Genomic DNA, 26,995 nt, shown 5'->3' on the forward strand with positions numbered 1-26,995 from the left:
CATGAGTTCAGCGCCCCGCACCGCACCGGCAGCAGCCCGCTGGGACGGCCACCCCAAGGGAAGCCCCGGCTACCGCCGGCTCATCGCGGCCCTCGCCTGCGCCGGAGTCGCAACCTTCGCGCAGCTGTACTCGACCCAGGCCCTCCTCCCCCGGCTCTCCGCCGACCTCTCCGTGGACCCGGCGCGGGCGGCCCTCACGGTCTCGCTCGCCACGATCGGGCTCGCGGTCGCCGTGCTGCCGTGGTCGTTCGTCGCGGACCGGATCGGACGCGTCGCGGCCATGCGCGCGGGGATCCTCACGGCGACGGTCATGGGCCTCGCCGGCCCGCTCGCCCCGAGCTTCGAGGCGCTCCTGACGCTGCGGTTCCTCGAGGGCGCGGCCCTCGGCTCGGTGCCCGCGATCGCCGTCGCGTACCTGAGCGAGGAGGTGAGCCGCGGCCACGCTGCGATGGCGGCCGGAACGTACATCGCCGGAACGACCGTGGGTGGGCTCGCGGGACGCCTCCTCGCCGGCCCGCTCGCCGAGGTCCTCGGATGGCGCCTCGCAGTGCTGGCCGTCTCGGCGCTCGGCGCCGGCGCCGCAGTCGCCTTCATCGCCCTCGCGCCGAAGTCCCGGGGCTTCTCGCCCGCGCCGCGGGCTCCGGCCGGGCTGCGGGGGGCGGCGGGCGCGGTGGCCCGGAGGCTGGGCGCCCAGCTCCGCAGCGGCCGCCTCGTCATGCTCTACACCCAGGCGTTCCTGCTCATGGGGTCGTTCGTGGCCGTGTACAACTACCTCGGGTTCCGCCTCGAGGCCGGGCCGTTCTGGCTCCCCGCGAGCCTTGCGAGCCTCGCCTTCCTCGCCTACCTCTCCGGCACGTTCAGCTCCGGGTACGCGGCGCGGCTGAGCCTGCGCTTCGGGCGGCGGACCGTGGTGGTCGCGAGCACCGTCGCGATGGCGGCGGGCGCCGTCGTCATGCTCGCCGACTGGCTGCCCGTGGTCCTGGCCGGGCTCCTGGTCTTCACGGCGGGCTTCTTCGCCGCGCACGGCATCGCGTCGGGGTGGACCGGGGCGATCGCCGCGTCCGGCAGGGCGCAGGCGGCCTCGCTGTACAACCTGGGCTACTACGGCGGCTCGAGCGTCCTGGGCTGGGCGGGCGGCCTCGTGTTCCACGTCTGGGGCTGGGGCGCGCTCGCGCTCTCGGTCGCGGCGGTCGCGCTCACGACGGCGGCCGCGTCCTGGGCCGTGCACCGCTCCCAGCGCTGACCCGCCGGGACGGAGGGCGTGACCCCGCTCGCATATCATGGGGGTCGCGCCCCTTCAGGAGGAGACCCCTTGACGACTCCGAGCACTTCCCGACCCCAGACCGCCGCGGCCCATGCGCCCGGCGGCGAACCGCTGGACGAGGTGGACCGGCGGATCCTGGCGGCACTGGTGGAGGACGCGCGCATCACGAACAAGCAGCTCGCCGAGCGGGTGGGGATCGCGCCGTCGACCGCGCTGATGCGCACCCGGGCCCTGTCCGAGCGCGGCATCATCACGGGCTTCGAGGCCAAGGTGGACCTGGCCGCCGTGGGACGCAGCGTGCAGGCGCTCATCTCCGTGCGGCTCCGGGCCCACGACCGCGACCAGATCGACTCCTTCACGTCCCGCGTGCCGCACCTGCCGGGCGTCCTCGCGACCTTCCACACCTCGGGCGCGGTGGACTACCTCCTGCACATCGCGGTGGGCAGCACGGAGGAGCTGCGCGACTGGGTCCTCGACAACCTCACGACCGATCCCGTGGTGGGCCACACCGAGACCACGCTCGTCTTCGAGCAGATCCCGGGTCGCGGGCCGCTGCCGGAGTAGGCCCGAGGACATAATGGCCCAGTGACGATCATCGACAACGCCGTCTACGTCGACGGTCGGCGGGCGGCCCACCCGGAGAACCTCGAGCAGACCTTCGAGACGCTCGAGGCCATTGGCGGGAGCATGGCGTGGATCGGGCTGTACCGGCCGTCCCAGGACGAGATGGCCCAGGTCGCCCACGAGTTCAACCTCCACGACCTGGCGGTCGAGGACGCGATCCATGCGCATCAGCGCCCCAAGATGGAGCGCTACGACGAGATGCTCTTCACGGTCCTGAGGCCAGCGCGGTACGTCGACGAGACGGAGACGGTCGAGTTCGGCGAGCTCCACGTCTTCACCGGCCCCAACTACGTCGTCACGATCCGCCACGCCGAGACCGCCGGCGTGGGGCTCGTGCGCAAGCGGCTCGAAGCCGAGCCCGACCTGCTGCGGTGCGGGCCCGAGGCCGTGCTCTACGCGCTCCTGGACCGGGTGGTCGACGACTACAAGCCCGTCGTCGCGGGGCTCGAGAACGACATCGACGAGATCGAGGACCAGCTCTTCGCCAACGATCCGACGGTCTCGCGGCGCATCTACGAGCTTGCCCGCGAGGTCCTCCAGTTCCAGCGGGCGATCCACCCCCTGCGCCCCCTCGTGCAGGGGCTCGAGCGCGGCTTCGACAAGTACGAGGTGGACGTCGAGCTGCGGCGCAGGCTCCGGGACGTCCACGACCACGTCGAGCAGCTCATCTCCCGCGCCGACGGCTTCCGCGAGATCCTCCAGAACGCCCTCGTACTCGACGGCACGCTCACCACCAACCGCCAGAACGAGGCCGCCGCCGAACAGAACGAGCAGGTCAAGAGGATCTCCTCGTGGGCCGCGATCTTCTTCGCCCCGAGCCTCGTGGCCGGCATCTACGGGATGAACTTCAAGAACATCCCCGAGCTCGAGTGGCCCGTGGGCTATCCTTACGCCCTCGCGCTCATGGTGGTGGCGGGCTTCGCCCTCTGGCTCATCTTCAAGCGGAAGAAGTGGCTGTGAGCGCCGTCGGCGTCCTCCCGGTGCCCGTCCGGGGCGGCTAGGCTGGCGGTGCGGCGCCGCACCGCGCCGCGTCTGCCCCGCGAGCGAGGAGGACCATGCCCGAGTCAGCCGCACCACCCCATGCCATGACGGTGACCGTCACCGGCGCCGCCGGCCAGATCGGCTACGCGCTGCTGTTCCGGATCGCGAGCGGCGCAATGCTCGGTCCCGACACCCGCATCCGGCTGAAGCTCCTGGAGGTCCCGGCCGCCGTGCGCGCGGCCGGGGGAACGGCGCTCGAGCTCGCCGACTGCGCGTTCCCGCTGCTCGATTCCGTCGATGTCACGGACAGTGCAGCGACGGCATTCGACGGCGCCCACGTGGCACTCCTGGTCGGTGCCCGGCCCCGCACGGGGGGAATGGAACGGGCAGACCTCCTCGCCGCCAACGGCGGCATCTTCGGCCCGCAGGGGCGCGCCATCAACGACCATGCGGCGGACTCCGTCCGCGTCCTCGTCGTGGGCAACCCGGCGAACACGAACGCGCTCATTGCCGCGGCCCATGCGCCCGATGTCCCCAGCGACCGTTTCACCGCGATGACGAGGCTGGACCACAACCGGGCCCTGGCCCAGCTCGCGGTCAAGCTCGGCTGCCGCACTGAGGAGATCGAGGGGGTGACTGTCTGGGGGAACCACTCGGCGAGCCAGTACCCGGACCTCACCCACGCCACCGCCGGTGGCCAGCCCGTGCCCTCGCTCGTCGATGAGGAATGGATCGAGGGCGACTTCATCCCGCGGGTCGCGAAGCGCGGTGCCGAGGTGATCGAGGTGCGGGGATCGTCGTCGGCAGCCTCTGCGGCGAGCGCCGCCATCGACCATGTCCGAGACTGGGTCCTCGGGACGCCGGACCGGTGGACGTCGGCGGGGGTCGTGTCGGACGGGTCGTACGGCGTTCGCGAAGGCCTCGTCAGCTCATTCCCCGTGCGCAGCAGCGGTGGGGCGTGGGAGATCGTCCAGGGCCTCGAGGTGCCGCCGTTCTCCCGGGAGCGGATCGACGCGTCCGTGGCCGAGCTCGAGGCCGAGCGCGATGCCGTCAGGGAGCTCGGCCTCCTGGGCTGAACACCGGCGCGGGCGCGGACGGACGTCCGGGCACGCGAAAGGGCCTCAGCCATACAGGCTGAGGCCCTTTCCTGTGCGCCTTCTGCGGGCAGCTGTGGAGCCTAGGGGATTTGAACCCCTGACCTCTTCGATGCGAACGAAGCGCTCTACCAACTGAGCTAAGACCCCTCGGTGCGGGAACTACGTTACTGGGCAGGGGGCCAAAATCCAAATCCTGCGGAAGCCACCCGAGGCCGTGAACTGGGCCCGTCAACCGGGCCAGTTGGCGGTCCCGACGGCTCTCCGCCGAAGCCACTGCTCGAAGGTCACGGTCCCGAACGCGGCCTCGGGCATGAGGTTGCGGCCCTCGGCCAGGGAGCGGCCGATCCGGCCCGGAACAGGCAGCGACAGGATCCTCGACGTGGATCCTGTCGCAGAGCGCCAGGCCTCGGCGAGGGAGCGCAGTGAGCGCACCTCGGGCCCGCATGCGGCGGTCAGGAGGAAGCCGCCGGCCGGAGCCTCGGCGGCGTCCACGAGCGCCCGGGCCACGTCCGAGAGGTCGATCGGCTGCAGCCGGGCCTGCCGGAGGCTGGGAACGAACCCGAAGCGGTCACCTGCCTCGAACACGGAGCCCAGAACATCGTGGAACTGGGCGCACCGCACCACAGTCGTGGGCAGCGGGTGCTCGGCATAGACACGCTCCTTGGCTGCCTTGGAGCGGTAGTAGCGGAAGGGGAACTGGTCGCAGGCGATGATCGAGATCGACACGGCACGGTCCGCGCCTGATCCTCTTGCGGCGTCGAGCAGCCTCCGGCCGGTGTGGGGATAGCCCCTGACCGCGCGTCCGCGGCGCGCCTCGAGCGCGTCGATGACGACCTCGACGCCGTCGAGGGCCGCCGCAAGGCCTGCACCCGAGGCGGCGTCCGCGCGCACATACTCGACGCCGTCGAGCGCCTTCGCCGGCGGAGGCGGGGTCCTGCTGAGCGACCTCACCTGCCATCCGCGTGCGAGTGCCTCCCGTGCCGCTGCACGCCCGGCGGCACCGGTTCCGCCGGCAACGAGGAGGAGAGCCATGTGTCGAAGCTACCCGCGCACCCGGCTCCGAACCAGTCCGCCCCGCGGCCCGGGTGCAGGACTCAGCCGGTCGGCTCAGACGCTGGACGGGCAGACGTAGGACAGTCAGGCGCGGCGTCGGCGCAGCACGTCGTCGAGGTTGCCCAGCGCGCCGGCCCGCCCGGTGGGGCGGGGCGCAAGCGCGGGGACGCCGGGCACGGAGCCGGGCTCCGGAATCTCGGGCTTGGGCTTCAGGACGGGACGGCCCTCGGGCTTCGGATCCTCCTGGGCAGGGAGCGGCTCCGGCTCGGGACGCTCCGCCTTGGCCGCGTCCATGTACGACGGCTTGGGCACGCCGACAGGCTCCCAGGTCTCCTCCGAGTCGGCACCGCTGGCCTTGGCCGCCGCATCGGCACTCGCCTGCGACGCACGGGCCACTTCGAGGGCGACGGCGCGCAGCTCCTCCCGGGTGAGGACCTTCGGAGCGGGCGCGGGGGTGTCCCCCCCGTCGAACACCTCGCTCGGAGCGGGCGGACGCTGGCGCTGGGCCGGTGCGGGTCCGGGCTCCCTCATGGCGGCACGGAACGCGGCGTCGACGCGCCGGCGCTGGTCGCGGACGGCGAGGGAGCGCAGCACGGTGGCTGAGGCCGCCGTCCCGGCAGCGAACACGAGCGGGAGCCAGAGCGGCACGCCGAGGACCAGGAGGCCCAGGCAGACGACCGACGCCAAAAGCATCGCCAGGCCGATGCCGGCGAGGACGACCCGTCCCCACCGGACCCGGAACGGGCGCGGAGCTGGCCTGCTCGCCGCGGCGGAGGCGGCGTGATCCCCGGCATCGTGGTCCTCGGGCTTACCGGTCCGCTCCGACCCTGCCGACCGGACAGCGGGGTCAAGGCTCAGGGAGGAAGCTGCGCCAGCCAGGCCTCCGTCCTGAGGGCCCCCCGGTGCGGCCTCGGACAGGAGGGCGGCCTCGGCGGCGGCGCGGGGCGGCCTGCGCCTCTTGAGGAGGTAGGGGGCAACCCACAGCAGCCACAGGAGCACGGCCGCGCCGAACACCATCGAACTGCTGAGGGCGAAATCCATATCTGAAACCGTAGGAGTATCCTCGGGGCCGGTGCCGGATTACCTTCGGTGTGTCGCGAGAACCCCCGCAGGCTGAGGGGGCACCCCGGGCGTGCCGCCGCGATCCGGCGTGACGGCGGGCACGCGGCGTCGTGCGTCGGTCAGCCGCGGGAGGCCAGCCACCGGCCGAGGAGGCCGCCCGGCGGGACTTCCTCGACCGTCAGGGCGAAGGATTCGTGGTCGGCCCAGGCACCGTTGATGTGGAGGAACCGCGGACGGAGTCCCTCGTAGCGGAACCCCAGCTTCTCCACGACGCGGAGGCTGGCCGCGTTCTCGGGCCGGATGTTGATCTCCATGCGGTGCAGCCCGAGCTCACCGAAGCAGTGGTCCGTGACGAGCGCGACGGAGGTCGGAGCGATTCCCCGCCCTGCGTGCCCCTTGTCGACCCAGTAGCCCAGCGTCGCAGTGAGCGCCGAGCCCCACACGATCGAGGACACGGTCAGCTGGCCGACGATGGGAGCTCGCCGGGCGCGCGGCTCGTCCAGTGTGATGACGAAGGGAAGGGCAGAACCCTCGCGGGCCTGGTGGGTCAGGGAGCGGACCATCTCACGGAAGGTCGGCAGGCCCCCCTCAGGCTGCGGATTCGACGCCTCCCACGGCGCGAGCCACTCCTTGTTGCGGCCCCGCAGCGCCATCCACTCCGACCTGTCCGCCTGACGCAGGGGCCTGAGCGCGAGGTCGCCGCTGCGGAGCGTCACGGGCCACAGGCCCGAACCCCACATCAGCCGGTCAGGACGTCGCGGTGGGCTGGTCCGCCCCGTCCGCCACGAATCCCTCGAGCCACGAGCGCAGTTCCGAGCCGAATTCGTCCCGCCCGCACGCCAGGGTCACCACGGCCTTGAGGTAGGAGAGCTTGTCTCCGGTGTCGTACCGCCGCCCGCGGAACACCACGCCGTACACGCCACCGCCGTCGCCCTCGCGCCGGGCGAGGGTCTGGAGTGCGTCCGTGAGCTGGATCTCCCCGCCGCGCCCGGGCTCGGTGTGGTGGAGCACCTCGAAGACGGCGGGGTGCAGCACGTAGCGGCCGATGATTGCGAGATTGCTCGGAGCGTCCTCCGGCGCGGGCTTCTCGACGAGGCCGTGCACGCGGACGTAGTCTTCGCCCTCGACCTGCTCGACGTCGGCGCACCCGTACGCCGAGACCTGGTCCTGGGGAACCTCCATGAGAGCCACGACAGACCCGCCGGTGGCCTGCTGGACGCGGATCATCTCTGCGAGGAGTTCGTCGCGCTCGTCGATGAGGTCGTCGCCGAGCAGCACCGCGAAGGGCTCCTTGCCGACGTGGCGTTCGGCGCACAGCACCGCGTGGCCGAGTCCCTTCGGGTCGCCCTGGCGGACGTAGTGGATGTCGCCGAGGTTGTTCGACTGCTGGATCGCCGCGAGCTTCTTGCTGTCGCCCTTGGCCTCGAGTGTCGCCTCGAGCGAGGGCACACGGTCGAAGTGGTCCTCGAGGGCGCGCTTGTTGCGCCCCGTGATCATCAGGATGTCCTCGATGCCGACTCCGACGGCCTCCTCGACCACGTACTGGATCGCGGGCTTGTCGACGACAGGCAGCATCTCCTTCGGCATCGCCTTCGTCACCGGCAGGAAGCGGGTGCCGAGGCCGGCCACGGGGATGACGGCTTTCTTCACGGCAGAGCTTGTAGACACGCTGACACTCTATACGACGACTCTCGATTAGAGTCGGGGCATGCAGGCCGCAGAGGAGAAGTCCGCCCTGCGCTCAGCCATCTGGGCCGAGCGCCGCGCAGCGGATCCGGAACGCCGTGCCGCCGCTGGCGAATCGCTCGCGGCGCACGGGCTCGAATGGGCTCTCGCCCACGTCCCCGAGGGGGGAACGCTGACGGCGTACCTCGGGGTTGGGGCGGAGCCGCCCACCGCGCCGCTCCTGGAGCGGCTCCACAGCGCGGGGCTGCGCGTCTTCCTGCCCGTGTGCCTGCCGGAACGGCAGCTCGCATGGGTCCAGTGGCAGCCGGGCATCCTGTTCGCACGGAGCCGGTTCGCGCCCGTGCAGGAGCCTGTGGGGCCGGTGCTCACGACCGAGGAACTCGCCGCGGGCGACGGCGCGCGCTCGCCGCTCGCCGCCGTGCTCCTCCCGGCGACGGCCCTCGATACCGAAGGCCGGCGCCTCGGGCAGGGCGGCGGGTACTACGACCGGTTTCTCGCGCGGCTCGAGGGGCTCGGCCTGCGCCCGCCGACCGCGGCCGTGGTGTTCGACAGCGAGGTGCTCCCGGCCGAGGCGGTGCCCGTCGAGGCGCTCGACCGCCGGGTCGGCGCTGCGGTGACGCCCTCGGCGCTGCGGGCGCTGTGGCCGAAGCCCTCCTGAGCCGCGGGGCCCGGGATAGCCGGAATAGAGCAAGCTCCCCGGCTGTTAGAATTGGCAGTCGAGGCCTATGACTGCCAATGAGCGCGACGACGCCGCAGCGGTGGTCCATGGCCTCCGCCGTGCCCATGAAGGAGTTCTAGTGCCTACGTACGCCTACGCCTGCAAAGACTGCAACCACGCATTCGAGACGGTCCAGTCGTTCAGCGATGCCTCGCTGACTGTCTGCCCCGAGTGTGGCGGCACGCTCCGCAAGAAGTTCAACAGTGTGGGTGTCGTCTTCAAGGGCGGCGGCTTCTACCGCACGGATTCCCGCAGCGGGAGCAGCAGCGTTCCGGCCTCCTCCGGCTCCTCGGAGAAGTCCGCGGGCTCGTCGGACAAGGCACCGGCCGCGGCCGCCAGCTGACGCACATCTCCTCCACAGGTTCCGCGGCCGGCGTGTCGTCCACATACGACGGCGGGCAGTCGCCTCGGGCAGCGCTGCGCTCCTAGCGTCGGTGCATGAACCCACCCGCCCCCTCCCGTAGCGGCCGCGCTCCGCACTCACACGCTCCCCGGGCCCACGCGCCTGTCCGCGGCTCGGCCAGGACACGACCCACGCTGTGGGCCGCTGCTGACCGTGGTCCGCTGCGACGCTTCGTCGACCGGCGGCGGCGGACCCTCGCCGCGGCGTTCCTGTGCCTTGCGGCTGGCGCCGCCGTCTACCAGCTGACCCCTGCCTCCGCCGCGATGGTCCCCGTGGCGGTCGCAGCGCGCGACCTGGCCTCGGGCGCGACCCTCTCCCCCGCTGACCTCACGCTCTCGCGCGTCCCGGCCGATTCTGTGCCCCAAGGCGCCGAGCCGGACCCTTCGCGGCTTTCGGGGCAGCGGATGGCTGGCCCGGTGCGGCGCGGCGAGCCGATCACCGACGCCTCGCTCGTGGGCCCGGGGCTGCTGACGGGAACTCCACCGGGCACCGCGGCAGTGCCCGTTCGCATCGCAGATCCCGCGTCCATAGGCCTCCTGAGCCCCGGCCAGCTTGTCGACCTCGTGCTGAGCCCTGACACCGGTGGGCAGGCGGGCGCGGGGACGACTCTCGCCGCGCGCGTCCCGGTACTGTCCACGGGGGCCGGAGCCCAGGGAAGCGCGGCCGGGGCGTGGCTGGGACAACGGGAGGCGGAGGGCCTCCTGGTCGTCGCGGCCTCGCCCGAGCAGGCCGTCCGCATCGCGGGGGCGTCGACGCGCGGAAAGGTCTTCTTCGTGCTCGTCGAGGCTGGCCCGAGGTGACAGGCCCGGCGGCAGCCGGAGGTTTCCTCAGTCCCGGCGCGAGTTCACCCCCAGTGAGGGGGCCGCTGTTCCTTGAGCCACCTGTCGCGGTCGCGTTCACGGGACGCAGACCAGTCGGCGCGTCGTCGGCCGGACTCGGCCGGTGTCTCGTCCTCGTCCGCGGAGGTCGGGCCCGTCCCGGGAACACTGACCCGGCGCTGGCCGCGGGGCCTGCGCAGCGGCGCCTCGGCGTCGTCGGGCATCCCGTCCTCGGACGGCGCACCGCCCTCGGGCGCCGCTCCGGAGTCGGCCGAGTCGGCCTCGGCGGCTTCGGGGGCTGCGTCGGCGGAGGCGTCGGGTTCCTCCGGCCCCCCGGGCTCCCCAGGAGCCTCGCGCTCGTCCGGCCTCGGCTCGCTGGCTTCAGCGTCCATGCCGCTGGCCTCCTCTCCCTGGGCCCCGTGCTGGGCCGCGTGCAGCGGCGCGGCCTGGTCGGTGTCGACGGCGGCGTGGCCGCCTCGCGTGTGCGCCTCGGACGGGGTGGACTCCCCTTCGCGAGGCCCATAGGGGTCGCTGCCGGTGCGCGCCTCGATGGCACTGTCGACGCGCGAGGCGATGTCGGCGGGCGTCCCGAGGAGGAAACCGGCGGAACCGCCCTCGTCGGCGTGGGTCTCGAGGCCGAGGTCCGCCGCGATCATGTCCGCACAGCTGCTCGGGTCCGTGAACACCTCGATCGTCCACAGCGTCATGTGCTTCCAGCCGAGCCGCTCGAACAGTTCCGGCCTCTGCCGGGTGCGCTCGCGCACGCTCATGCGCCGGTAGCGCTCTGTCCCGTCGGACTCCACGGCCACGGGGATGCTCGCCTCGTGGTCGTCGCGGCCCATGGTCAGGAGCGGGTCTATGGCCGCCGCCATGTCGACCGCACCGTCGTAGTGGTGCCAGACCCGGGCCCCGCGGGAGGCAAGCCGGTCACCGAGGTCGGTCACGAGGGGGTCGGCACCGAGCGCCTCAGCGCTCGCTGCGGCACGGGTTGCCCTCGTCCCGAGATCCGTGGTGCCCGCGATCTCACGGTCGAGCAACTCGTAGAAGTCCACGGCGCCCTCGCTGAGGCGGGTGACATCCAGTTCGGAGGGCTGGAAGCAGCTCAGCACGTGCATGCTGTGCCGCGCACGGCTCATGGCGAGGGCGAAGCGGCGGCGGCCTCCCGGCTCGCTGAGGGGACCGAAGTGGTGCATCGCCCGGCCATGGGGCGTCCGGCCGAACCCGAGCGAGAAGATGACGTGGTCCCGGACGAGCCCCCCGGCACGGTCGACGTGCACGACCCGGAACGGCTCGTCTCCCCCACTGAAGAAGTCCCCCAGATCGGGGTGGTTGGCCATCTGGAGGCGAATTGCCTCCCCGATCCGGGCAGCATGGTGGGCGCTCGCCGTGACCACGCCCAACGAGACTCCCGGGCGGTGGTACGCGTGCTCGAAGACGAGGTCGACGACCCTGTTCACTTCCGCCGCCACGGACTCGACGCCGCCGTCCTCCCCGCTGGGCAGACCCGTGCCGTCGGGAAGGTACTCGAGCACGAACGGACGGTCGAGGCCCGTCACGCTGGGCCCGTCCGGGAGCGCGCGGAGGGCGCCGTTGTAGAAGCGGTGGCTGAGCTGGAGCCCGAGGTCCTCGTCGACGCCGCGGTACACCGTGCGCAGGGCCCCCCGCGGAAGCACGCGCTTGAGCGCTCCGAGGGCGCTCTCGACCGGGGCCGTCGGCGCCTGGCCCGGCTGCTGCTCGACGCCCACGGAGAACGGACGGGGATTGGCCACCTGCGCGTCGCCGAAGGCCACGACCTGGGTGGCCCGGCCCACGGCCGGGAGGGCCGCCCTGAGTGGCATGGAGTCCGCGTCGAGGATCACGACGGCGTCGAACCGGTGGTCGGCCGGCAGCGCGGCCGAGAGGGCATAGGGGCTGCAGGTCCAGACCGGGACCAGCGGACGCAGGAGCCGGGGCGACTGGCGCTCGAGTGCGGCAAGGCTGATGCGCCCGTCCTTGAGCAGGGACCTCAGTGCGTCGGCCTCCCGCGGGTGCCGCTCGATCGCATCCGCCCACTCGCGGGCGAGCCTCCACCTGAGCTTGGCGCTCCCGCTGGCGATGTGGGCGCGGTCGGCGCGCCGGAACTCGGACTCGGCCCTGCGGAGCTGCTCGCCGTCGGACATGGCCAGATAGTCGTCGCCGCTGATCATGGCCTCGAGGACGGACTGCCACCACGCGAGCTCGAGCTCGGCGGCGACGACGGATGCCGGCGCCTCACGTTCGGACAGGTCGGCGAGCAGGTCTCCGAGCCCGCGTTCGCGGAGCTGGTCCTCGAGCAGGGTCCGCTCCGGGAGCGACTGGAGGGTCGGCGAGTCCTCGGCCAGGGCGGTGAGCCGGGACTTCAGCTGCTCGACCGGGGCCTCGAGGAGGCGTCCACCGCGCGCCGTGGGGCGGAGCACGGCGCCGAGCCGGTCGAGGCCCTTGGCAGCGGCGACGTACGCCTCCCGGAGCTCCGCGAGGCCGGAGGGCACCGAGGGGTGCCGCTGCGAGGTCGCGTATGCGGCCCAGCGCTCCCGCTGGGCCTGCACGAGGATGAGCGAGCTGTGGAGGTCGGCCAGATGGACGCCCGGGCGGACGTACTCCTTCGCCACCCGGCGGAGGCGCGAGCGCTGCATCGCGGTCACCTCGATGCCGCGTTCCCTGCGCCAGGCGGAGGGTGCCGTGGCGGCGATCAGGTCGTTGACCGGCCTGTCGAAGATGTCCGGGGTGAACTTGTCCAGACTCTCCCGGACCGCGACCAGGAGCTCGAGCTGCTCGCCCCAGCCGCCGACCGTCGTCTCGAGCCGGATCGACGCATGCTCCGCCACGGCAGCCATGCGCTCTCCCAGGGCGGGAACGTCCTCCGCCAGGCGGCTGGCGAGCCCGCGCGCGTCGTCCGTCTCACGCCGGGTCAGCAGCCGGGCGCCGTGCCAGGGGCTCTCCGCAGCCTCGGGGCTGAAGCTTCCGAGCTCGGCGGCCCTGCGGAGCCTTTCGCTGAGCTCGGCCCGGTCCCTGATGCTGTCCAGCACGCTGCGCTTGAGCCGCACGGTCGTGGCGGGAGCCGGATGGAGGGACGTGAGGGCTGCGAGGGACTGCATGGCCTGGTAGGGCGAGCAGCCCCAGCGCTCGCGCACGTTGTGGAGGGACGCGACGTGGTCGACCAGCTGGTGCCGGCGCTCGCGCAGCACGCGGTGGATGTTCTCGAGCCGCGGCTTCTCCGACTTCTCGTTGCGCACGATCGCGCGGACGATCTGCTGGCGCAGCTGGCCTGCCGTGATCGTTGCCCCGAGCTGCAGCACGAGGGAGCCGAGCCCGAGGGATTCGCACGCGCGGTGCAGCTCGGCGAGGCTTGCGCGCCGTTCGGCCACCACCAGCACGGACCGGCCGGCATCGACCAGGGCCGCGAGGGCGTTCACGGCGGTCTGGGTCTGTCCCGTCCCGGGCGGTGCCTCCACCACGAGCGACTGCCCGTCCCTGACCGCGTCGACGACGAGCTGCTGGTCCTCGTCGGCGTCGAGGACGAGGAACTCGTCCGCCGGGTCCCGCTCGTCCAGTCCCGGGAAGCCGTCCACATCGAGCGGCTCCGGGGCAGGATGGAGCGAGCCATCCGTGGAGGCGAGCGCAGCCAGGACGGGGTGTGCCGAGGTGATCGACGGGTCTTCGAGGGACTCCTCGAGGTCGGCGAACGTCGAGACGAGGAGCCGCGGGTCGACCTGGGCGCCGGCGATCGGGTGGAGGAGCGCGCGGACGCGCTCGATGACAGGCTGCGGGTCGAGACGTGCGGTGCTGTAGGCCGAGCGCTCGATCGCCGCGACGTCGACCTCCATCCGGTGCACCGAGCGGAGGTGGCGCACGAGGGCGGGGTTGAGGCGTGCCTGCTCGGTGAGCTTGAGCTCGAAGTCGTCCTGCTCTGGCCGGACGGTGAGCGCGACGGCGGCGAGCAGCAAGGGTGCGCTGACCCGGCGGGGGCGCCCGCCGACCGCAGACGTCCAGCTCGCGAGGCCGGCGGCGAGGTGGCCGGCGTCCACTCCGCGCTCGTTGGCGAGTTCGTACGATTTCGCCCGCAGGTTCCGGGCCGCGCGGGCGGCACGGGTGTACTCCTGCCGGTCTCGCAGCAGCGTGGAGAGGCGGGTCCGGCGGCCGGCCAGGAGCTGCGCGAGCCCCGAGGCGTGTGCGTGCGTCAGGTCGATGCTTCCGTCGGCGCCCGGGTAGTAGGAGAGCATCGTGTCCGGGCCCGTGACGCCGGGCAGCGCGGACAGCCACGTCTCGAGGCGGGCGTCGGCCTCCGGATTCGTCGTCTCGGACACGTCTGGGCTCTCCTCCGCGCCAGCGAGGGCGCTGGCTCGCTTGCCTGTGGACCATCTCGGCATAGCTTCGAGGTTAGCCTGTCAAGACCCGCTCCCGGGCCGTGCAACGCTGTGGGTTGCGGAAACAGGTCCGCGGCCGCAGTCGGAAACGGGCGGACGGCCAGCGCACAGAGCGACGGCCGGCACCCCAGAGGCGGTGTGCCGGCCGTCCGGGCCCCGAGGGGCCTACTCCCATTCGATGGTTCCCGGGGGCTTGCTCGTGACGTCCAGCACGACCCGGTTGACCCCGTCGACCTCGTTGGTGATGCGGTTCGAGATCCGCGCGAGAAGGTCGAAGGGGAGCCGGGACCAGTCGGCCGTCATGGCGTCCTCGCTCGAGACGGGGCGCAGCACGATCGGGTGGCCGTAGGTGCGGCCATCGCCCTGGACGCCCACGCTGCGGACGTCGGCAAGGAGGACCACGGGCATCTGCCAGACCTCATTGTCGAGGCCGGCGGCCGTGAGCTCGGCGCGGCCGATCGCGTCGGCCTTGCGGAGGAGTTCGAGCCGCTCCGCCGTGACCTCTCCGACGATGCGGATGCCGAGGCCCGGCCCCGGGAACGGCTGGCGGCCGACGATCTCCTCGGGCAGGCCCAGCTGGCGCCCCACGGCGCGGACCTCGTCCTTGAAGAGGGTCCGCAGCGGCTCGACGAGCTCGAAGCGGAGGTCCTCGGGGAGCCCGCCGACGTTGTGGTGGCTCTTGATGTTGGCCGCGCCCTCGCCCCCTCCGGACTCGACGACGTCGGGGTAGAGCGTGCCCTGGACGAGGAACTTGATCTGCTCGCCGGAGGCCTTGGCCTCGGCGATGATGGCACGCTCGGCCTCCTCGAAGGCACGGATGAACTCGCGCCCGATGATCTTGCGCTTCTGCTCCGGGTCCGTGACGCCCGCGAGAGCGGACAGGAAGCGCTCCTGCTCGTTCGCGACATACAGGTTGACGCCCGTAGCGGCGACGAAGTCGCGCTCGACCTGCTCCGCCTCGCCCTCGCGCAGGAGGCCGTGGTCGACGAAGACGCAGGTGAGCTGGTCGCCGACGGCGCGCTGGACGAGCGCGGCGGCGACGGCAGAGTCGACGCCGCCGGACAGGCCGCAGATGACACGCGCGTCGCCGACCTGCTGGCGGATGCGCTCGACCTGCTCCTCGACGATGTTGCCCGTGGTCCAGTTGGGCTCGAGCCCGGCCACCTCGAAGAGGAAGTTCTCGAGGACCTTCTGCCCGAACTCGGAGTGCTTGACCTCGGGGTGCCACTGGACACCGCCGAGGGACTTCTCGGGGTTCACGAACGCGGCGACGGGGGCCCCGGCGGTGGTGGCGAGGATCTCGAAGCCCTCAGGCGCGGTGTGCACCGAGTCTCCGTGGCTCATCCACGTGTTCTGGACCGCCGGGATGCCGGCCAGGAGGGAATGCGGGTCGCCGACGGCGGTCGCGACGGTCGAGCCGTATTCGCGCAGACCCGTCTGCGCCACGGTGCCGCCGAGGGCATTGGCCATGGCCTGGAACCCGTAGCAGATGCCGAAGACCGGCACGCCGCCCTCGAAGAGGTCTGCCCCGACGCGCGGGGCGCCCTCGGCGTAGACGCTCGAGGGTCCCCCGGAGAGGATGATGGCGGCGGGATTCTTGGCCAGGATCTGCTCGGTGGTCAGCGTGTGCGGGACGATCTCCGAATACACGTTGGCCTCGCGCACGCGGCGCGCGATGAGCTGCGCGTACTGGGCCCCGTAGTCCACCACCAGCACCGGCCTGTGGGCGGTCTGCACCGGGTGCGATTCCGCCGAGGTCTGGGAAGCTGTAGTCACCCTATCTAGGGTAGCGGAACAGCCGCGCCCGCCCGTGGCCCCGGTGGCCTGCGTCTCATCCCCGCAGGGGTCTGGCGGACCGGGATCGTCAGTAGCGCTGGCCGGCGTCCGGGTGCGCCTCGAGCTCGCGCTCGGCCTCGGCGTGCATGCGCTTCTCGACGAAGAAGCTCAGGAACGGCACGACGCCGCCGAGCGCCATGAGCACGAAGCGGCCGAACGGCCAGCGCATGAGCGACCAGAGGCGGAAGTCCGAGATGATGTACACGACGTACATCCAGCCGTGGACGATGAGGATCGCGAGGGACACGTTCAGCCCGCCGAGGACCCCGGCCGGCTCGGCGTCCGCGAATCCGAAGCCGAAGGGCGCGCCGGTGAACGCGTCGGTGCCGCCGGCGTAGAGGAACTTCCCGAAGCCGTAGCGGGCGATCATCTCGGCGCACAGCAGGAGCAGCATCGTGCCCGTCGCGTAGGCGAGCACGCGGTAGAACTTCAGGGCCGAGCGGATCTGGGCGACGGTTCCGCCGAAGCGGCGCTGCCCCGTGGTGCCGCCGGTCGCGGGCTTGGGTTCGATCACGGTGTTCCTCCGGTCTCGGTCGGCTGGGGGCTTCCCGCCGACTCTGCGTCTGCCCGCGCATCGGCGAGGGCGTCCTGGGTCCGCTCGTAGTCGTCCCGCACGAGGCGCCACCACAGGAAGAGGGCGAAGCCTGCGAACACGACCCACTCGACGGCGTAGAAGATGTTGAGCCAGTTCACCGGCTGCTCGACCGGCTGGGCGGCCACCGAGAGCGGCTCGAGGCTGCCCTGCGCGGGCAGGGGGTGCCCGTCGGACGCCGCAACGGTCTCGGTGGCGGTCACGAAGCCCGGGTAGCTGGGCACGTCCCACAGGTTGATGAGCTGGGCCACCGAGAGGGCGCCGACCTCGCGGTCGAACGCGTCCTGGACCGGTTTGGGTGCCTCCGAGGGCAGGAGCCTCCCGGTGAGGCGCACCGCGCCCGACGGCGGCGGGCCCGCCTGCTCGGGGGAGGCAATCCAGCCGCGGGCCACCGGGATGACGGTGCCGCCCTCGCCCCCGACCTGAGGCGCGCCGTCGACCGTGAATGCGCTGACGACCCACCATCCCTTGCGGCCGTCCTGCAGCCGGTCCCGGACGAGGACCTGGCGGGACGCGTCGAACGATCCGGTCGCGGTGACCATCTGGTCCGCGGCGGTGGCGGGGAAGAACTGCCCGGGGTCGAGGACGCTGGTGAGCGGGCGCGTCTCCTCGGTCGTCGACACGGCCGGCGGCGCCTCCGACACGGAGCGGGAGAACTGCCACTGGCTCAGGGCCACAAAAACCCACGAGACGAGGAGCGCTCCCACAAGGGCCGCGATCCACTTGGGCTTGAGGGCGGTACGGAGCACCCATTAACGGTACTCCGACAAGCTGTAGAAAACCCAAATGGCCCCGCCCCGGGGGATCCCCTAGTGGTCGGCGAAGACGAGCGAGGAGTTGATCAGCTCGGAGATGATGTCCGCGTCGTTCGCCCGCCGGAGGGACTCGCGGTAGCCCTCCTTCGACAGCGAGCGGGCGAGGTCCGCGAGGACCTCCAGGTGCGCGGAGAAGGACGCCGCGGGCGTCGCGATGAGGAGGACCACATTGGCGGGGCCGTCGAGGGCCCCGAAGTCGATGGCGTGCCCGTACTTCGTCACCCCGACCGCGATGGAGGGCATGGTGACGTGCTGGCTCCGGGCATGGGGCAGCCCGATCCCTCCCGGGAGGCCGGTGGCGAGCTGGTGCTCGCGCGCGCTGACGTCGGCCAGGAACGCGTCGAGGTCGTCGATCCGCCCTTCGGCGTGCAGCCTCGCTGCCAGCTGGCGGGCCGCATCCACCCGGTCCTCCGCGACCATTTCGAGGATGACCAGGCCAGGCGTGGTGAGCTGGGCGTCATAGCGGTCGAACGGTCCTTGGGGCATGGGCCTACTTTACCGGGAGGATGTCGTCGACCCCCATCCGGGCGGCGTCGGCGGACTCGTCGTCCGGCTGCTGCTGGCTCAGGCGCTCGGCGCGGACTCGCGCGAGGTAGTGGGCCACCTCGTTGTCCCGCTGGACCTGGCTCCAGCCGAGCAGCGGCGCCATGAGGTCGGCGACCACCGGGACGGCGGAGACGCCCCGGTCCCAGGCCTCGATGGAGATCCGCGTGCGGCGGGTCAGGACATCGTGGACGTGCCGGGCGCCCTCGTGGGTGGTGGCGTACACGACCTCGGCGCCGAGGTAGTCGTCGGCCCCCGGAAGCGGCTCGGCGAGCTCGGGCCTGGCCTTGATGAGGTCCAGGACCTCCCCCGCGAGCGACCCGTATCGGTTGAGGAGGTGCTCGACCCTCGCGACGTGGACGCCGGCCCGGTCGGCGAGCCGCTGGCGGCGGTTCCAGACTGCGCGGAAGCCGTCCGCGCCGAGGAGCGGGATGCGGTCGGTGCAGCTGGCGGGGACGCGCTCGTCCATGGCCCGGGTGGCCTCGTCCACGGCGTCCCGGGCCATCACCCGGTAGGTGGTGAACTTGCCCCCGGCGACGACGACGAGGCCCGGCACGGGATGGGCGACGACGTGCTCGCGGGAGAGCTTTGCGGTGGAGTCGTTCTCGCCCGCGAGGAGCGGCCGGAGTCCCGCGTACACGCCCTCGACGTCCTCACGGGTGAGCGGCCGCTTGAGGACCTTGTTGACCCGCTCGAGGACGTAGTCGATGTCTTTGCTCGACGCCGCCGGGTGCGCCTTGTCGAGCCTCCAGTCGGTGTCGGTGGTGCCGATGATCCAATGGCGGCCCCACGGGATGACGAACAGCACCGACTTCTCGGTGCGCAGGATGAGCCCGACGGTGGACTGGAAGCGGTCGCGCGGGACGACGAGGTGGATGCCCTTGGACGCCCGGACCTTGAGCTGGCCGCGGTCGGTCACGAGGGCCTGCGTCTCGTCGGTCCACACCCCGGTGGCGTTGATGACCTGCTTGGCCCGGATGTCGAACTCCGTGCCGTCCTCCTGATTCTTCACGCGGGCCCCGACCACGTGCTCGCCCTCGTGGAGGAAGTCGACGACGGCGAGCCGGTTCACGGCGTGGGCGCCGTAGTGCGCCGCGGTGCGCACGACGTTCACGACCATGCGGGCGTCGTCGACCTGCGCGTCGTAGTAGCGCACGGAGCCGACCATCACGTCGTCGCGCAGGCTCGGAGCCGCGCGCAGGGTGCCGCGCCTGAACAGGTGCTTGTGGACCGGGACGCCGTTCGAGCGCCCGCCCGTGAGGCCGAGCGTGTCGTAGAGGAGCATCCCCATGCCGACGTAGGGGCGCTCCCAGAAGCGGTGCGTGAGCGGGTACAGGAACGGCACCGGGCGGACCAGGTGCGGCGCGATGCGGGTCAGCAGCAGGCTGCGCTCCTGGAGGGCCTCCTGCACGAGCCCGAAGTCGAGCATCTCGAGGTAGCGCAGGCCGCCATGGATGAGCTTCGACGAGCGCGACGACGTCCCCGAGGACCAGTCGCGCTGCTCGACGATCCCGACCTCGAGCCCGCGCGTCGCGGCGTCGAGGGCGGCGCCGGCACCGACGATCCCGCCGCCGACGATCAGGACATCGAGTTCCTTGCCGGGCTCGACGCTCTCCCGCAGACGGGCGAGCGAGGCGTCGCGGTATTCCGGGCTGAGCTGTCCTGTCATGGTCGGTGCCCCCTGGTTCGCGTGGTCGGGTCCGTCAGCTCCCGGAGTGCGGCGAGACGACGACGTCGACCCGCTGGAACTCCTTGAGGTCCGAGTACCCCGTGGTGGCCATGGCGCGGCGGAGCATCCCGATGAGGTTGCTCGTGCCGTCGGTGTGGTGGCCGGGACCGAAGAGGACTTCCTCCATGGGCCCGACCGTGCCGACGTTGACGCGCTCTCCGCGCGGCGTCTCGAGGTGGTGCGCCTCCGCACCCCAGTGCCATCCGCGGCCGGGCGCCTCCTCGGCGCGGGCGAGCGCGGAGCCGAGCATGACGGCGTCCGCCCCCATCGCGATCGCCTTGACGATGTCGCCCGAGGTGCCCATCCCGCCGTCGGCGATCACGTGCACGTAGCGGCCGCCGGACTCGTCCATGTAGTCGCGCCGCGCGGCGGCGGCATCGCTGATCGCGGAGGCGAGCGGCGAGTGGATGCCGAGCGCGCGGCGGGTCGTCGTCGTCGCGCCTCCCCCGAAGCCGACCAGGACGCCCGCGGCGCCGGTGCGCATGAGGTGCAGGGCCGGGGTGTAGCCGGCGGCGCCGCCGACGATCACGGGGACGTCGAGCTCGTAGATGAACTTCTTGAGGTTCAGCGGCTCCTGGTTCTTGGAGACGTGCTCGGCCGAGACGGTGGTGCCGCGGATCACGAAGAGGTCGACGCCGGCGGCGAGGACGGTCTTGTAGTGCTGGACGGTGCCCGACGGCGTGAGGGCGCCTGCGACCGTGACGCCGGAGGCGCGGATCTCTGCCAGCCGCGCCGTGATGAGCTCCGGGTTCACGGGCTGCGTGTAGATCTCCTGGAGGCGGCGCGTGACGGCCGAGCCCGCGGGCTCTCCCCTCAGGCCCGAGATCTCCTCGAGCACAGGCTGCGGGTCCTCGTAGCGGGTCCACAGCCCCTCGAGGTCGAGCACGCCGAGGCCGCCGAGCTTGCCCATGGTGATGGCCGAGGCCGGCGACATGACGGAGTCCATCGGAGCGGCGATCACCGGCATCTCGAAGCGGTACGCGTCGATCTGCCACGAGACGGACACGTCCTGGGGGTCGCGGGTCCGGCGGTTCGCGACGATCGCAATGTCGTCGAGGGAATAGGCGCGGCGCCCGCGCTTGCCGCGGCCGATCTCGATCTCGTAAGTCACGGCCCTAGCTTACGTGAGCGGCCCGCCCAGCCCCGGTCCCAGCCGGCTCCTCGCCGCGTCGAGGCATCCGGCCGCGCAAGATGACAGAAGGCGAAGAGCCATTTACAGAATATGACAGGGTGCGTAGTGTGGTCTGCTGTTCCGAGGCCACCACCACGAGGAGAGCCATGGGGAACATCGCACGTCGTGTCCAGGTCGCGATCGCGGCCGCAGCACTCGCCGCAGGCAGCGCCGTCTCGGCCACCCCGGCGACGGCCGCGCCGGACGCGGGAGGCACGCCCCCGCCGTCGTCCGCGCCGGCGGCCAGCGTCCAGAACGCCCTCCCGGGGCAGCGCTACTCGCAGTTCATCGCCCAGTACAGGCCCGGCCCGCCGAGTGCCAGCGCGAGCGAGCGGGCCAAGGCCTGGGGCCGCGCTGCCCAGCGGCTCGGGATCAGCCCGCGCGAGATCCGCACGCTCGCCACTGGCGCCACCCTCATCGCGACCGACAGAACCCTCGACGAAGTCGAAGCGACCACCTTCATGAACGACCTCGCCGCCTCGGGAGCCATCGACTATGTCGAGCCGGACGCCCGCATGACGGCGAGCCTCACCCCGAACGACCCCGGATACCCCCAGCAGTGGGAGTTCACCGGGACCAACGGGATGCGCATCCCCGGCGCCTGGGACGTCTCCACTGGGAGCGGCGCCGTGGTGGCTGTCCTCGACACGGGCATCACCTCCCACCCCGACCTCGACGCCAACGTCCTGCCGGGCTACGACTTCATCTCCGATCCCACGACCTCCCGCGACGGCGACGGCCGCGACCCCTTCCCCCGCGACGAGGGCGACTGGTACGCGGCCGGGGAATGCGGTGGGACGGCGGCCGCGAACTCGTCGTGGCATGGCACCCACGTGGCGGGAACGGTGGCGGCCGTGACGGGCAACGGCGCGGGAGTCGCCGGGGTCGCACCCAACGCCCGGGTGGAGCCGGTCCGCGTGCTCGGCAAGTGCGGGGGAATGCTCTCGGACATCGCCGATGCAATCGTGTGGGCTGCCGGAGGGGACGTGACCGGCCTGCCGCCGAACCCCTTCCCTGCCGACGTGGTCAACATGAGCCTCGGCGGCGCGGGCACCTGCGGGGCCACCTATCAGAATGCGATCGACGCTGCCGTGAACCGGGGCACGACGGTCGTCGTCGCTGCGGGGAACGAAGCCCAGGACGCCTCCAACGTGCGCCCGGCCAACTGCTCCAACGTCGTCGCCGTCGCGGCCAGCAACCCGAGCGGAGGCCTCGCCTACTACTCGAACTACGGCGCGACCGTGGACCTCACGGCACCCGGCGGCGACGTGCGCGTCTCGGGAGGCGGCATCCTCTCGACCCTCAACACAGGCAAGACGGTCCCCGCGGACCCGGCCTACGCGTTCTACCAGGGCACCTCGATGGCGGCACCGCACGTCGCCGGCCTCGCCGCGCTCCTGAGGTCAGCGAACCCCTCCCTCACGCCCGCCCAGGTGAAGGCGACCCTGAAGCAGGGGACCCGTCCCCTGCCGGCCGGCTGCTCGCTGGGCTGCGGGGCCGGGCTCTCCGACGCGACGGCGACCATGGCCCTGATCAATGCGCCGGTCCCCGCGCCGAATGTGCCCGCGGTGGTTCCGTGGAAGGACTACACCAAGGACGGCAAGAACGACGTCGTGGCGATCGACTCCAGCGCCAACGGCTACATCTACCCCGGCAACGGCACCGGCGGCTGGCTCACCCGCATCAGCTCCGGAACCTGGACCGGCCTGTCCCTGACCACCGCCACCCGCGACCTCGACGGCGACGGCATCAGCGACCTCGTCGCCCGCGACACCAACGGCACCCTCTGGCTCTACCCCGGCAACGGCACCGGCGGCTGGAAGGCCCGCGTTCAGATCGGCACCGGCTGGAACGTCATGGACGCCATCACCGGCGTGGGAGACTTCGACGGCGACGGCAAGAGCGACCTCCTGGCCCGCGACTCCACCGGCGCCCTCTGGCTCTACCCCGGCAACGGCACCGGCGGCTTCGGCGCCCGCACCCAGGTCGGCTGGGGCTGGGACACCATGAACGCCATCACCAGCACCGGGGACTTCAACGGCGACGGCAAGACCGACCTCCTCGCCCGCGACGCCAACGGCGCCCTCTGGCTCTACCCCGGCACCGGCACCGGCGGCTTCGGCACCCGCACCCAGGTCGGCTCCGGCTGGGGCGTCATGAACGCCATCCTCGGCATCGGCGACTTCAACGGCGACGGCAAGAACGACATCCTCGCCCGCGACACCGCCTCCGGAGGCCTCTACCTCTACCCCGGCAACGGCACCGGCGGCTGGCTCACCCGCACCCAGGTCGGCTGGGGCTGGAACGGCCTCACCCTCCCCTGACCCGGCCCGACCCGACCAGGCCCCACGCACGACGGCACCCCCTCCCACCCAGGAGGGGGCGCCGTCGTGCGTCTGGTGCGGCTACCGGCGGTAGTTGGGTGCCTCGACAGTCATCATGATGTCGTGCGGGTGGCTCTCCTTGAGGCCAGCCGCCGTGATGCGCACGAACTTGCCCTTGGCCTTGAGCTCGTCGACGGTGTGGGCGCCCACGTAGAACATGGTCTGCCGCAGGCCGCCGATGAGCTGGTGGGCGACCGCGGAGAGCGGGCCGCGGTACGGCACCTGGCCCTCGATGCCCTCGGGGATGAGCTTCTCGTCGCTGGGGACGTCGGCCTGGAAGTAGCGGTCCTTCGAGTAGGACGTGTTCTTGCCGCGGGTCTGCATCGCGCCGAGCGAGCCCATGCCGCGGTAGGACTTGAACTGCTTGCCGTTCATGAACACGAGGTCGCCGGGGGCCTCGGCGGTGCCGGCCAGGAGCGAGCCGAGCATCACAGAGTCCGCGCCGGCCACGATGGCCTTGCCGATGTCGCCCGAGTGCTGGAGGCCGCCGTCGGCGATGAGGGGCACGCCCGCCGGGATCGCGGCCTTGGACGACTCGTAGATCGCGGTGATCTGCGGGACGCCGACGCCGGCGACGACGCGCGTGGTGCAGATCGAGCCGGGGCCCACGCCGACCTTGATGGCGTCCGCGCCGGCATCGATGAGCGCCTGGGCGCCCTCGCGGGTCGCGGCCTGGCCGCCGATCACGTCGACGTGGGCGGCCGCTGGGTCCTTCTTGAGGCGCGCGATCATGTCCAGCACGCCCTGTGAGTGGCCGTTGGCGGTGTCGACGACGAGCACGTCCACACCCGCCTCGACGAGCGCCATGGCGCGCTCGTAGCCGTCGCCGAAGAAGCCGACCGCCGCGCCGACGCGGAGGCGGCCGGAGTCGTCCTTCGTGGCGTTCGGGTACTGGTCTGCCTTCTCGAAGTCCTTCACGGTGATGAGGCCCTGGAGGATGCCCATCTCGTCCACGAGCGGCAGCTTCTCGATCCGGTGCTTGCCGAGGAGCCCGATGACCTCCTCGCGGGCCACGCCGACCTTGGCCGTGATCAGCGGCATCGGCGTCATGACCTCGTGCACCTTGCGGGTCGCGAACTGGTCGCCGGGAATGAACCGCGTGTCGCGGTTGGTGATGATGCCCAGCAGCTTTCGGTTCTCGTCGACGACGGGCAGCCCGGAGACGCGGTAGTGGGCGCAGAGGTCGTCGAGTTCCTTGAGCGTCGCCTCGGGGCCCACGGTGACCGGCTTCGTGATCATGCCGGACTCGCTGCGCTTGACCTGGTCCACCTGGTCCGCCTGGTCCTGGATGGAGAGGTTCCGGTGCAGGATGCCGATCCCGCCCTGGCGGGCGAGGCTGATCGCCATGCGGGCCTCGGTGACGGTGTCCATGGCGGCGGAGAGGATCGGGATGCCGAGGCGGATGCGCCGGGTGAGGCGCGTGGAGGTGTCGGCCTCGGACGGGATGACGTCCGTGGGGCCGGGCAGCAGCAGGACGTCGTCGTAGGTCAGTCCGAGGAAGCCGAAGGGATCGTGCTCGGGGGACGTGGTCATGAGTGCTCCTTGGCCGTGTGCCGGGTGGGCATGGTGAGACGGGATGCGCTGATGACCAGCCAGTGCTTACGGGTCTGGTCTGCTGCGGGTAGCTTCTATCCTAAACTTCCGCCGGGCCCCGAGGTATTCCGTCCCGGGGCGCCGGTGACCAAGCCCACACCGGTCGCGGCCGTCACCATCCGGTGGCTTCGAGCAGCCGCTGCTCGAGCATGGGCGACATGGACGCCGTGTACGTGTTGGTCAGGTGGTTGTCGTCCAAATACACGAAGACGTTCCCGATAGCGCCGCGGCAGTCGCCCGCCGGGCACAGGTAGTCGGTCATGTCGATCGGGAAGAAGCCCTCCTGGAACATCTGGGCGAACGGCACGAGCGGGTCCTGCTCCGCGAGCACCGCCGAGGCCAGCGGCCGGCAGGCGAGGGCATCGGCGCCGTGCTGGGAGACGCAGTCGGCCATGTTGAACGTGAAGCGCGGGTTGTCCCGCATCGCGACGACCTGGATGCCGCGGGCGAGGAAGCCCTCGACGAGCCGCTCGAGGCCGGGGGTGAGCGTCTCCTCCGGCGACGACGGCGCCGCCACCGTGCCGACCAGCACCACCGCGTCCGGCGGGTTCGCCGCGAGGTGCTCGGCGACGACCTTGTTGTAGTCGTTGCACTCGTCCCACTCCACGACGGCCTCCGGATCGTAGAAGCAGCCGCCCTTGGCCAGCTGGTAGAGCCGCCAGCTGTGCTGCACCGCGATGGGCTCGAACGCCGCGAGCCACTGCTGGGAGTGGGAGTTCCCCAGCACCAGCACGTTCTTGGTGATCGCCGCCGGGTCGGCGGGGCTCGACTGCGTGCACACCGCCGCGAGCTCGGACGGCAGGCCGAGGTCCGCCGAGCACTCCTCGGGCAGGCGGGCCCAGTCCTCGCTCACGGTCGAGGCCAGGGGCAGGAGGCTCGCGCTAGGGTCGGGGCGCCCCGAGTAGCCCGGGACGAGGGCGGCCGCGCCCGGGTTGTCCCGGGAGGCGTTGGCAAGTGCCTTGTAGTTGGCCGCCTGGAGCGACACCTGCACGCTTGCGACGGGCAGCGCGACGACGGCGGCGCACGCCGCGACCGCGACGAGGCCTCGGCGGCGGCTCGACTCGGGCCACGACCAGGCGCGCCACGGCCGGTCCACGAACCGGGTGGTGAGGTAGCCGAGCACGAACGCGGCAAGCACCACCGCGCTGCCTGACAGCCAGCCCATGCGCTCCTTGCCCGACACCGCCAGGGCCATGACCAGCAGTGGCCAGTGCCACAGGTACAGCCCGTAGGAGATGTCGCCGAGCCGCTGCAGCGGGCGCAGCGTGAGGATCCGGTGGACGCCGGCGGGCCCGCCGTCGACCCCCGCGAGGATGACCGCACCCGCGGCGAGCGTGGGCCACAGCGCCGCGAAGCCGGGGAACGCGCCGTCGACCTGCAGGACGAGCCCGCACGCCACGATCGACGCGAGGCCCGCCCAGCCGGCGACGGCGGCCGCGCGCCGCGGGAGGGTGATCCGGCGGGACACGAGGGCCAGGAGCGCGCCGAGGGCGAACTCCCACAGCCGCGCGAGGGTGTCGAAGTAGGCCTCGGACTGGGAGACGGCGGTGAAGTACACCGAGTAGCCCAGGGAGACGAGGAAAACCGCGGCGAAGAGCCAGAAGAGGACGCGCTCGTAGTGGAGGCGGAGGCGCCGGCACACTGCGGCCATCCCGACGAAGAGGAGCGGGAACAGCAGGAAGACCTGGCCCTGGATGGACAGCGACCAGAAGTGCTGGAAGGGGCTCGCGGCAGCGTGGTTGCCGGCGTAGTAGTCCACGGCGTCGCGCTGGAGGACGAAGTTCTCCACGTACGCGAGCGACGCCCACGCCTGCTCGAGGACCGACGCCCAGCGCGTCCCGGGCAGGAACACGAGCGCGGCGAACACGGTGCCGGCGATCGTGACGGCCGCGGCGGGGAGGAGCCGGCGGAAGGTGTGGATCCAGTGCCGGCCCAGGTGCACCCGCACGCCGCGGCGGTAGCGGTCCGCGAACTGGCCGGTCATGAGGAAGGCCGAGATGAGGAGGAAGACGTCGACGCCGCCCGAGACCCTGCCGAGCCAGACGTGGTAGGCGACCACGAGGCCGAGGGCCACGGCCCGCAGGCCCTGGATCTCGGGGCGGAACTTCCGCTGCGCGGGCCCTTGGGCAGAACCGTGCGCGGGTCCCCCGGGGGCCGCCATGTGCCGGGGCTGGTACGTGGCGGTGACGGACTCAGGACGCGCGGACATCACGGTCGAGGGCCTCCTCGGGGCTTTGGGCAGAA

General features: G+C 71.9%; 21 protein-coding genes and 1 tRNA gene. 8 read left to right on the top strand and 14 right to left on the bottom strand.

All coding sequences use genetic code 11. The annotated features are described in order from the left end of the window. Position 1: 1 nt before the first annotated feature. From ACQ5BE_RS16205 to ACQ5BE_RS16220, 4 genes are all read left to right on the top strand, one after another. Positions 2–1,243 (top strand): MFS transporter, encoded by a 1,242-nt coding sequence (locus tag ACQ5BE_RS16205; RefSeq protein ID WP_430298024.1) that lies wholly within the window; start codon positions 2–4, stop codon positions 1,241–1,243. Between the two features lie 69 nt (positions 1,244–1,312). After that, positions 1,313–1,828, top strand: coding sequence for an Lrp/AsnC family transcriptional regulator (locus ACQ5BE_RS16210; protein ID WP_430298025.1), 516 nt, complete (start codon positions 1,313–1,315; stop codon positions 1,826–1,828). A 21-nt stretch (positions 1,829–1,849) separates the two neighbouring features. Continuing rightward, complete coding sequence (corA, locus tag ACQ5BE_RS16215) at positions 1,850–2,848, top strand: magnesium/cobalt transporter CorA (protein WP_430298026.1); 999 nt, start codon at positions 1,850–1,852, stop codon at positions 2,846–2,848. A gap of 95 nt (positions 2,849–2,943) precedes the next feature. Continuing rightward, the gene (locus ACQ5BE_RS16220; RefSeq protein WP_430298027.1) at positions 2,944–3,945 is read left to right on the top strand and encodes a malate dehydrogenase; all 1,002 of its coding nucleotides are present in this window, start codon (positions 2,944–2,946) and stop codon (positions 3,943–3,945) included. Positions 3,946–4,040: 95 nt separating this feature from the next. Here the strand turns inward: ACQ5BE_RS16220 and ACQ5BE_RS16225 are convergent. The 5 genes from ACQ5BE_RS16225 to galU all read right to left on the bottom strand — a co-directional run bounded on the left by ACQ5BE_RS16225 (position 4,041) and on the right by galU (position 7,749). Next, positions 4,041–4,113 (bottom strand) — tRNA-Ala (locus ACQ5BE_RS16225). Positions 4,114–4,194: 81 nt separating this feature from the next. Then, the gene (locus ACQ5BE_RS16230) at positions 4,195–4,998 is read right to left on the bottom strand and encodes an SDR family oxidoreductase (protein ID WP_430298028.1); all 804 of its coding nucleotides are present in this window, start codon (positions 4,996–4,998) and stop codon (positions 4,195–4,197) included. Positions 4,999–5,103: 105 nt separating this feature from the next. Then, entirely contained in the window at positions 5,104–6,060 is a 957-nt protein-coding gene (locus tag ACQ5BE_RS16235; protein ID WP_430298029.1) for a hypothetical protein, read from the bottom strand. 140 nt (positions 6,061–6,200) lie between these two features. After that, a complete protein-coding gene (locus ACQ5BE_RS16240; protein ID WP_430298030.1) occupies positions 6,201–6,821 on the bottom strand; it encodes a GNAT family N-acetyltransferase in 621 nt (206 codons plus the stop codon). A 7-nt stretch (positions 6,822–6,828) separates the two neighbouring features. Then, the gene (gene galU, locus ACQ5BE_RS16245; protein ID WP_430298031.1) at positions 6,829–7,749 is read right to left on the bottom strand and encodes a UTP--glucose-1-phosphate uridylyltransferase GalU; all 921 of its coding nucleotides are present in this window, start codon (positions 7,747–7,749) and stop codon (positions 6,829–6,831) included. Between the two features lie 40 nt (positions 7,750–7,789). Between galU and ACQ5BE_RS16250 the strand changes: the two genes are divergently transcribed. From ACQ5BE_RS16250 to cpaB, 3 genes are all read left to right on the top strand, one after another. Beyond that, complete coding sequence (locus ACQ5BE_RS16250; RefSeq protein WP_430298032.1) at positions 7,790–8,425, top strand: 5-formyltetrahydrofolate cyclo-ligase; 636 nt, start codon at positions 7,790–7,792, stop codon at positions 8,423–8,425. A 139-nt stretch (positions 8,426–8,564) separates the two neighbouring features. After that, entirely contained in the window at positions 8,565–8,828 is a 264-nt protein-coding gene (locus tag ACQ5BE_RS16255) for an FmdB family zinc ribbon protein (RefSeq protein ID WP_430298033.1), read from the top strand. Positions 8,829–8,923: 95 nt separating this feature from the next. Then, the gene (gene cpaB / locus ACQ5BE_RS16260; RefSeq protein WP_430298034.1) at positions 8,924–9,688 is read left to right on the top strand and encodes a Flp pilus assembly protein CpaB; all 765 of its coding nucleotides are present in this window, start codon (positions 8,924–8,926) and stop codon (positions 9,686–9,688) included. Positions 9,689–9,732: 44 nt separating this feature from the next. Here cpaB and ACQ5BE_RS16265 read toward each other — a convergent pair whose 3' ends face one another. The 7 genes from ACQ5BE_RS16265 to ACQ5BE_RS16295 form a co-directional block, all read right to left on the bottom strand. Continuing rightward, the gene (locus tag ACQ5BE_RS16265) at positions 9,733–14,091 is read right to left on the bottom strand and encodes a DUF4011 domain-containing protein (protein ID WP_430298035.1); all 4,359 of its coding nucleotides are present in this window, start codon (positions 14,089–14,091) and stop codon (positions 9,733–9,735) included. A gap of 162 nt (positions 14,092–14,253) precedes the next feature. Next, a complete protein-coding gene (gene guaA / locus ACQ5BE_RS16270) occupies positions 14,254–15,804 on the bottom strand; it encodes a glutamine-hydrolyzing GMP synthase (RefSeq protein ID WP_413251018.1) in 1,551 nt (516 codons plus the stop codon). 148 nt (positions 15,805–15,952) lie between these two features. Then, complete coding sequence (locus ACQ5BE_RS16275) at positions 15,953–16,438, bottom strand: DUF3817 domain-containing protein (protein WP_430298036.1); 486 nt, start codon at positions 16,436–16,438, stop codon at positions 15,953–15,955. Further along, positions 16,435–17,265: an SURF1 family protein gene (locus ACQ5BE_RS16280; protein WP_430298037.1), complete on the bottom strand. Its 831-nt coding sequence runs from the start codon at positions 17,263–17,265 to the stop codon at positions 16,435–16,437. The genes ACQ5BE_RS16275 and ACQ5BE_RS16280 overlap by 4 nt, the downstream gene beginning before the upstream one ends. Positions 17,266–17,325: 60 nt before the next feature. Then, the gene (locus tag ACQ5BE_RS16285; protein ID WP_430298038.1) at positions 17,326–17,817 is read right to left on the bottom strand and encodes a PTS sugar transporter subunit IIA; all 492 of its coding nucleotides are present in this window, start codon (positions 17,815–17,817) and stop codon (positions 17,326–17,328) included. Between the two features lie 4 nt (positions 17,818–17,821). Further along, complete coding sequence (locus tag ACQ5BE_RS16290; RefSeq protein WP_208709661.1) at positions 17,822–19,543, bottom strand: glycerol-3-phosphate dehydrogenase/oxidase; 1,722 nt, start codon at positions 19,541–19,543, stop codon at positions 17,822–17,824. Positions 19,544–19,577: 34 nt separating this feature from the next. Further along, positions 19,578–20,714 (bottom strand): GuaB3 family IMP dehydrogenase-related protein, encoded by a 1,137-nt coding sequence (locus ACQ5BE_RS16295; RefSeq protein ID WP_413248248.1) that lies wholly within the window; start codon positions 20,712–20,714, stop codon positions 19,578–19,580. 167 nt (positions 20,715–20,881) lie between these two features. Here ACQ5BE_RS16295 and ACQ5BE_RS16300 point away from each other — a divergent pair, with 167 nt between their 5' ends. After that, positions 20,882–23,098 (top strand): S8 family serine peptidase, encoded by a 2,217-nt coding sequence (locus tag ACQ5BE_RS16300; RefSeq protein ID WP_430298039.1) that lies wholly within the window; start codon positions 20,882–20,884, stop codon positions 23,096–23,098. A gap of 81 nt (positions 23,099–23,179) precedes the next feature. Here ACQ5BE_RS16300 and guaB read toward each other — a convergent pair whose 3' ends face one another. Both guaB and ACQ5BE_RS16310 read right to left on the bottom strand, forming a co-directional pair. Further along, entirely contained in the window at positions 23,180–24,691 is a 1,512-nt protein-coding gene (gene guaB, locus ACQ5BE_RS16305; RefSeq protein WP_430298040.1) for an IMP dehydrogenase, read from the bottom strand. Between the two features lie 172 nt (positions 24,692–24,863). After that, positions 24,864–26,960 (bottom strand): acyltransferase family protein, encoded by a 2,097-nt coding sequence (locus tag ACQ5BE_RS16310; RefSeq protein ID WP_430298041.1) that lies wholly within the window; start codon positions 26,958–26,960, stop codon positions 24,864–24,866. Positions 26,961–26,995 lie beyond the last annotated feature (35 nt).

The organism is Sinomonas sp. B1-1, assembly GCF_050474465.1.
GTDB lineage: Bacteria > Actinomycetota > Actinomycetes > Actinomycetales > Micrococcaceae > Sinomonas > Sinomonas flava.

Excerpts from the sequence above, each read along its gene's own strand:
- ACQ5BE_RS16205 (WP_430298024.1), top strand. The coding sequence starts at position 2 with ATGAGTTCAGCGCCCCGCACCGCACCGGCAGCAGCCCGCTGGGACGGC.
- ACQ5BE_RS16220 (WP_430298027.1), top strand. The coding sequence starts at position 2,944 with ATGCCCGAGTCAGCCGCACCACCCCATGCCATGACGGTGACCGTCACC.
- ACQ5BE_RS16230 (WP_430298028.1), bottom strand. The coding sequence starts at position 4,998 with ATGGCTCTCCTCCTCGTTGCCGGCGGAACCGGTGCCGCCGGGCGTGCA.
- ACQ5BE_RS16235 (WP_430298029.1), bottom strand. The coding sequence starts at position 6,060 with ATGGATTTCGCCCTCAGCAGTTCGATGGTGTTCGGCGCGGCCGTGCTC.
- ACQ5BE_RS16240 (WP_430298030.1), bottom strand. The coding sequence starts at position 6,821 with ATGTGGGGTTCGGGCCTGTGGCCCGTGACGCTCCGCAGCGGCGACCTC.
- ACQ5BE_RS16250 (WP_430298032.1), top strand. The coding sequence starts at position 7,790 with ATGCAGGCCGCAGAGGAGAAGTCCGCCCTGCGCTCAGCCATCTGGGCC.
- cpaB (WP_430298034.1), top strand. The coding sequence starts at position 8,924 with ATGAACCCACCCGCCCCCTCCCGTAGCGGCCGCGCTCCGCACTCACAC.
- ACQ5BE_RS16265 (WP_430298035.1), bottom strand. The coding sequence starts at position 14,091 with ATGCCGAGATGGTCCACAGGCAAGCGAGCCAGCGCCCTCGCTGGCGCG.
- ACQ5BE_RS16285 (WP_430298038.1), bottom strand. The coding sequence starts at position 17,817 with ATGCCCCAAGGACCGTTCGACCGCTATGACGCCCAGCTCACCACGCCT.
- ACQ5BE_RS16290 (WP_208709661.1), bottom strand. The coding sequence starts at position 19,543 with ATGACAGGACAGCTCAGCCCGGAATACCGCGACGCCTCGCTCGCCCGT.
- ACQ5BE_RS16300 (WP_430298039.1), top strand. The coding sequence starts at position 20,882 with ATGGGGAACATCGCACGTCGTGTCCAGGTCGCGATCGCGGCCGCAGCA.
- guaB (WP_430298040.1), bottom strand. The coding sequence starts at position 24,691 with ATGACCACGTCCCCCGAGCACGATCCCTTCGGCTTCCTCGGACTGACC.
- ACQ5BE_RS16310 (WP_430298041.1), bottom strand. The coding sequence starts at position 26,960 with ATGTCCGCGCGTCCTGAGTCCGTCACCGCCACGTACCAGCCCCGGCAC.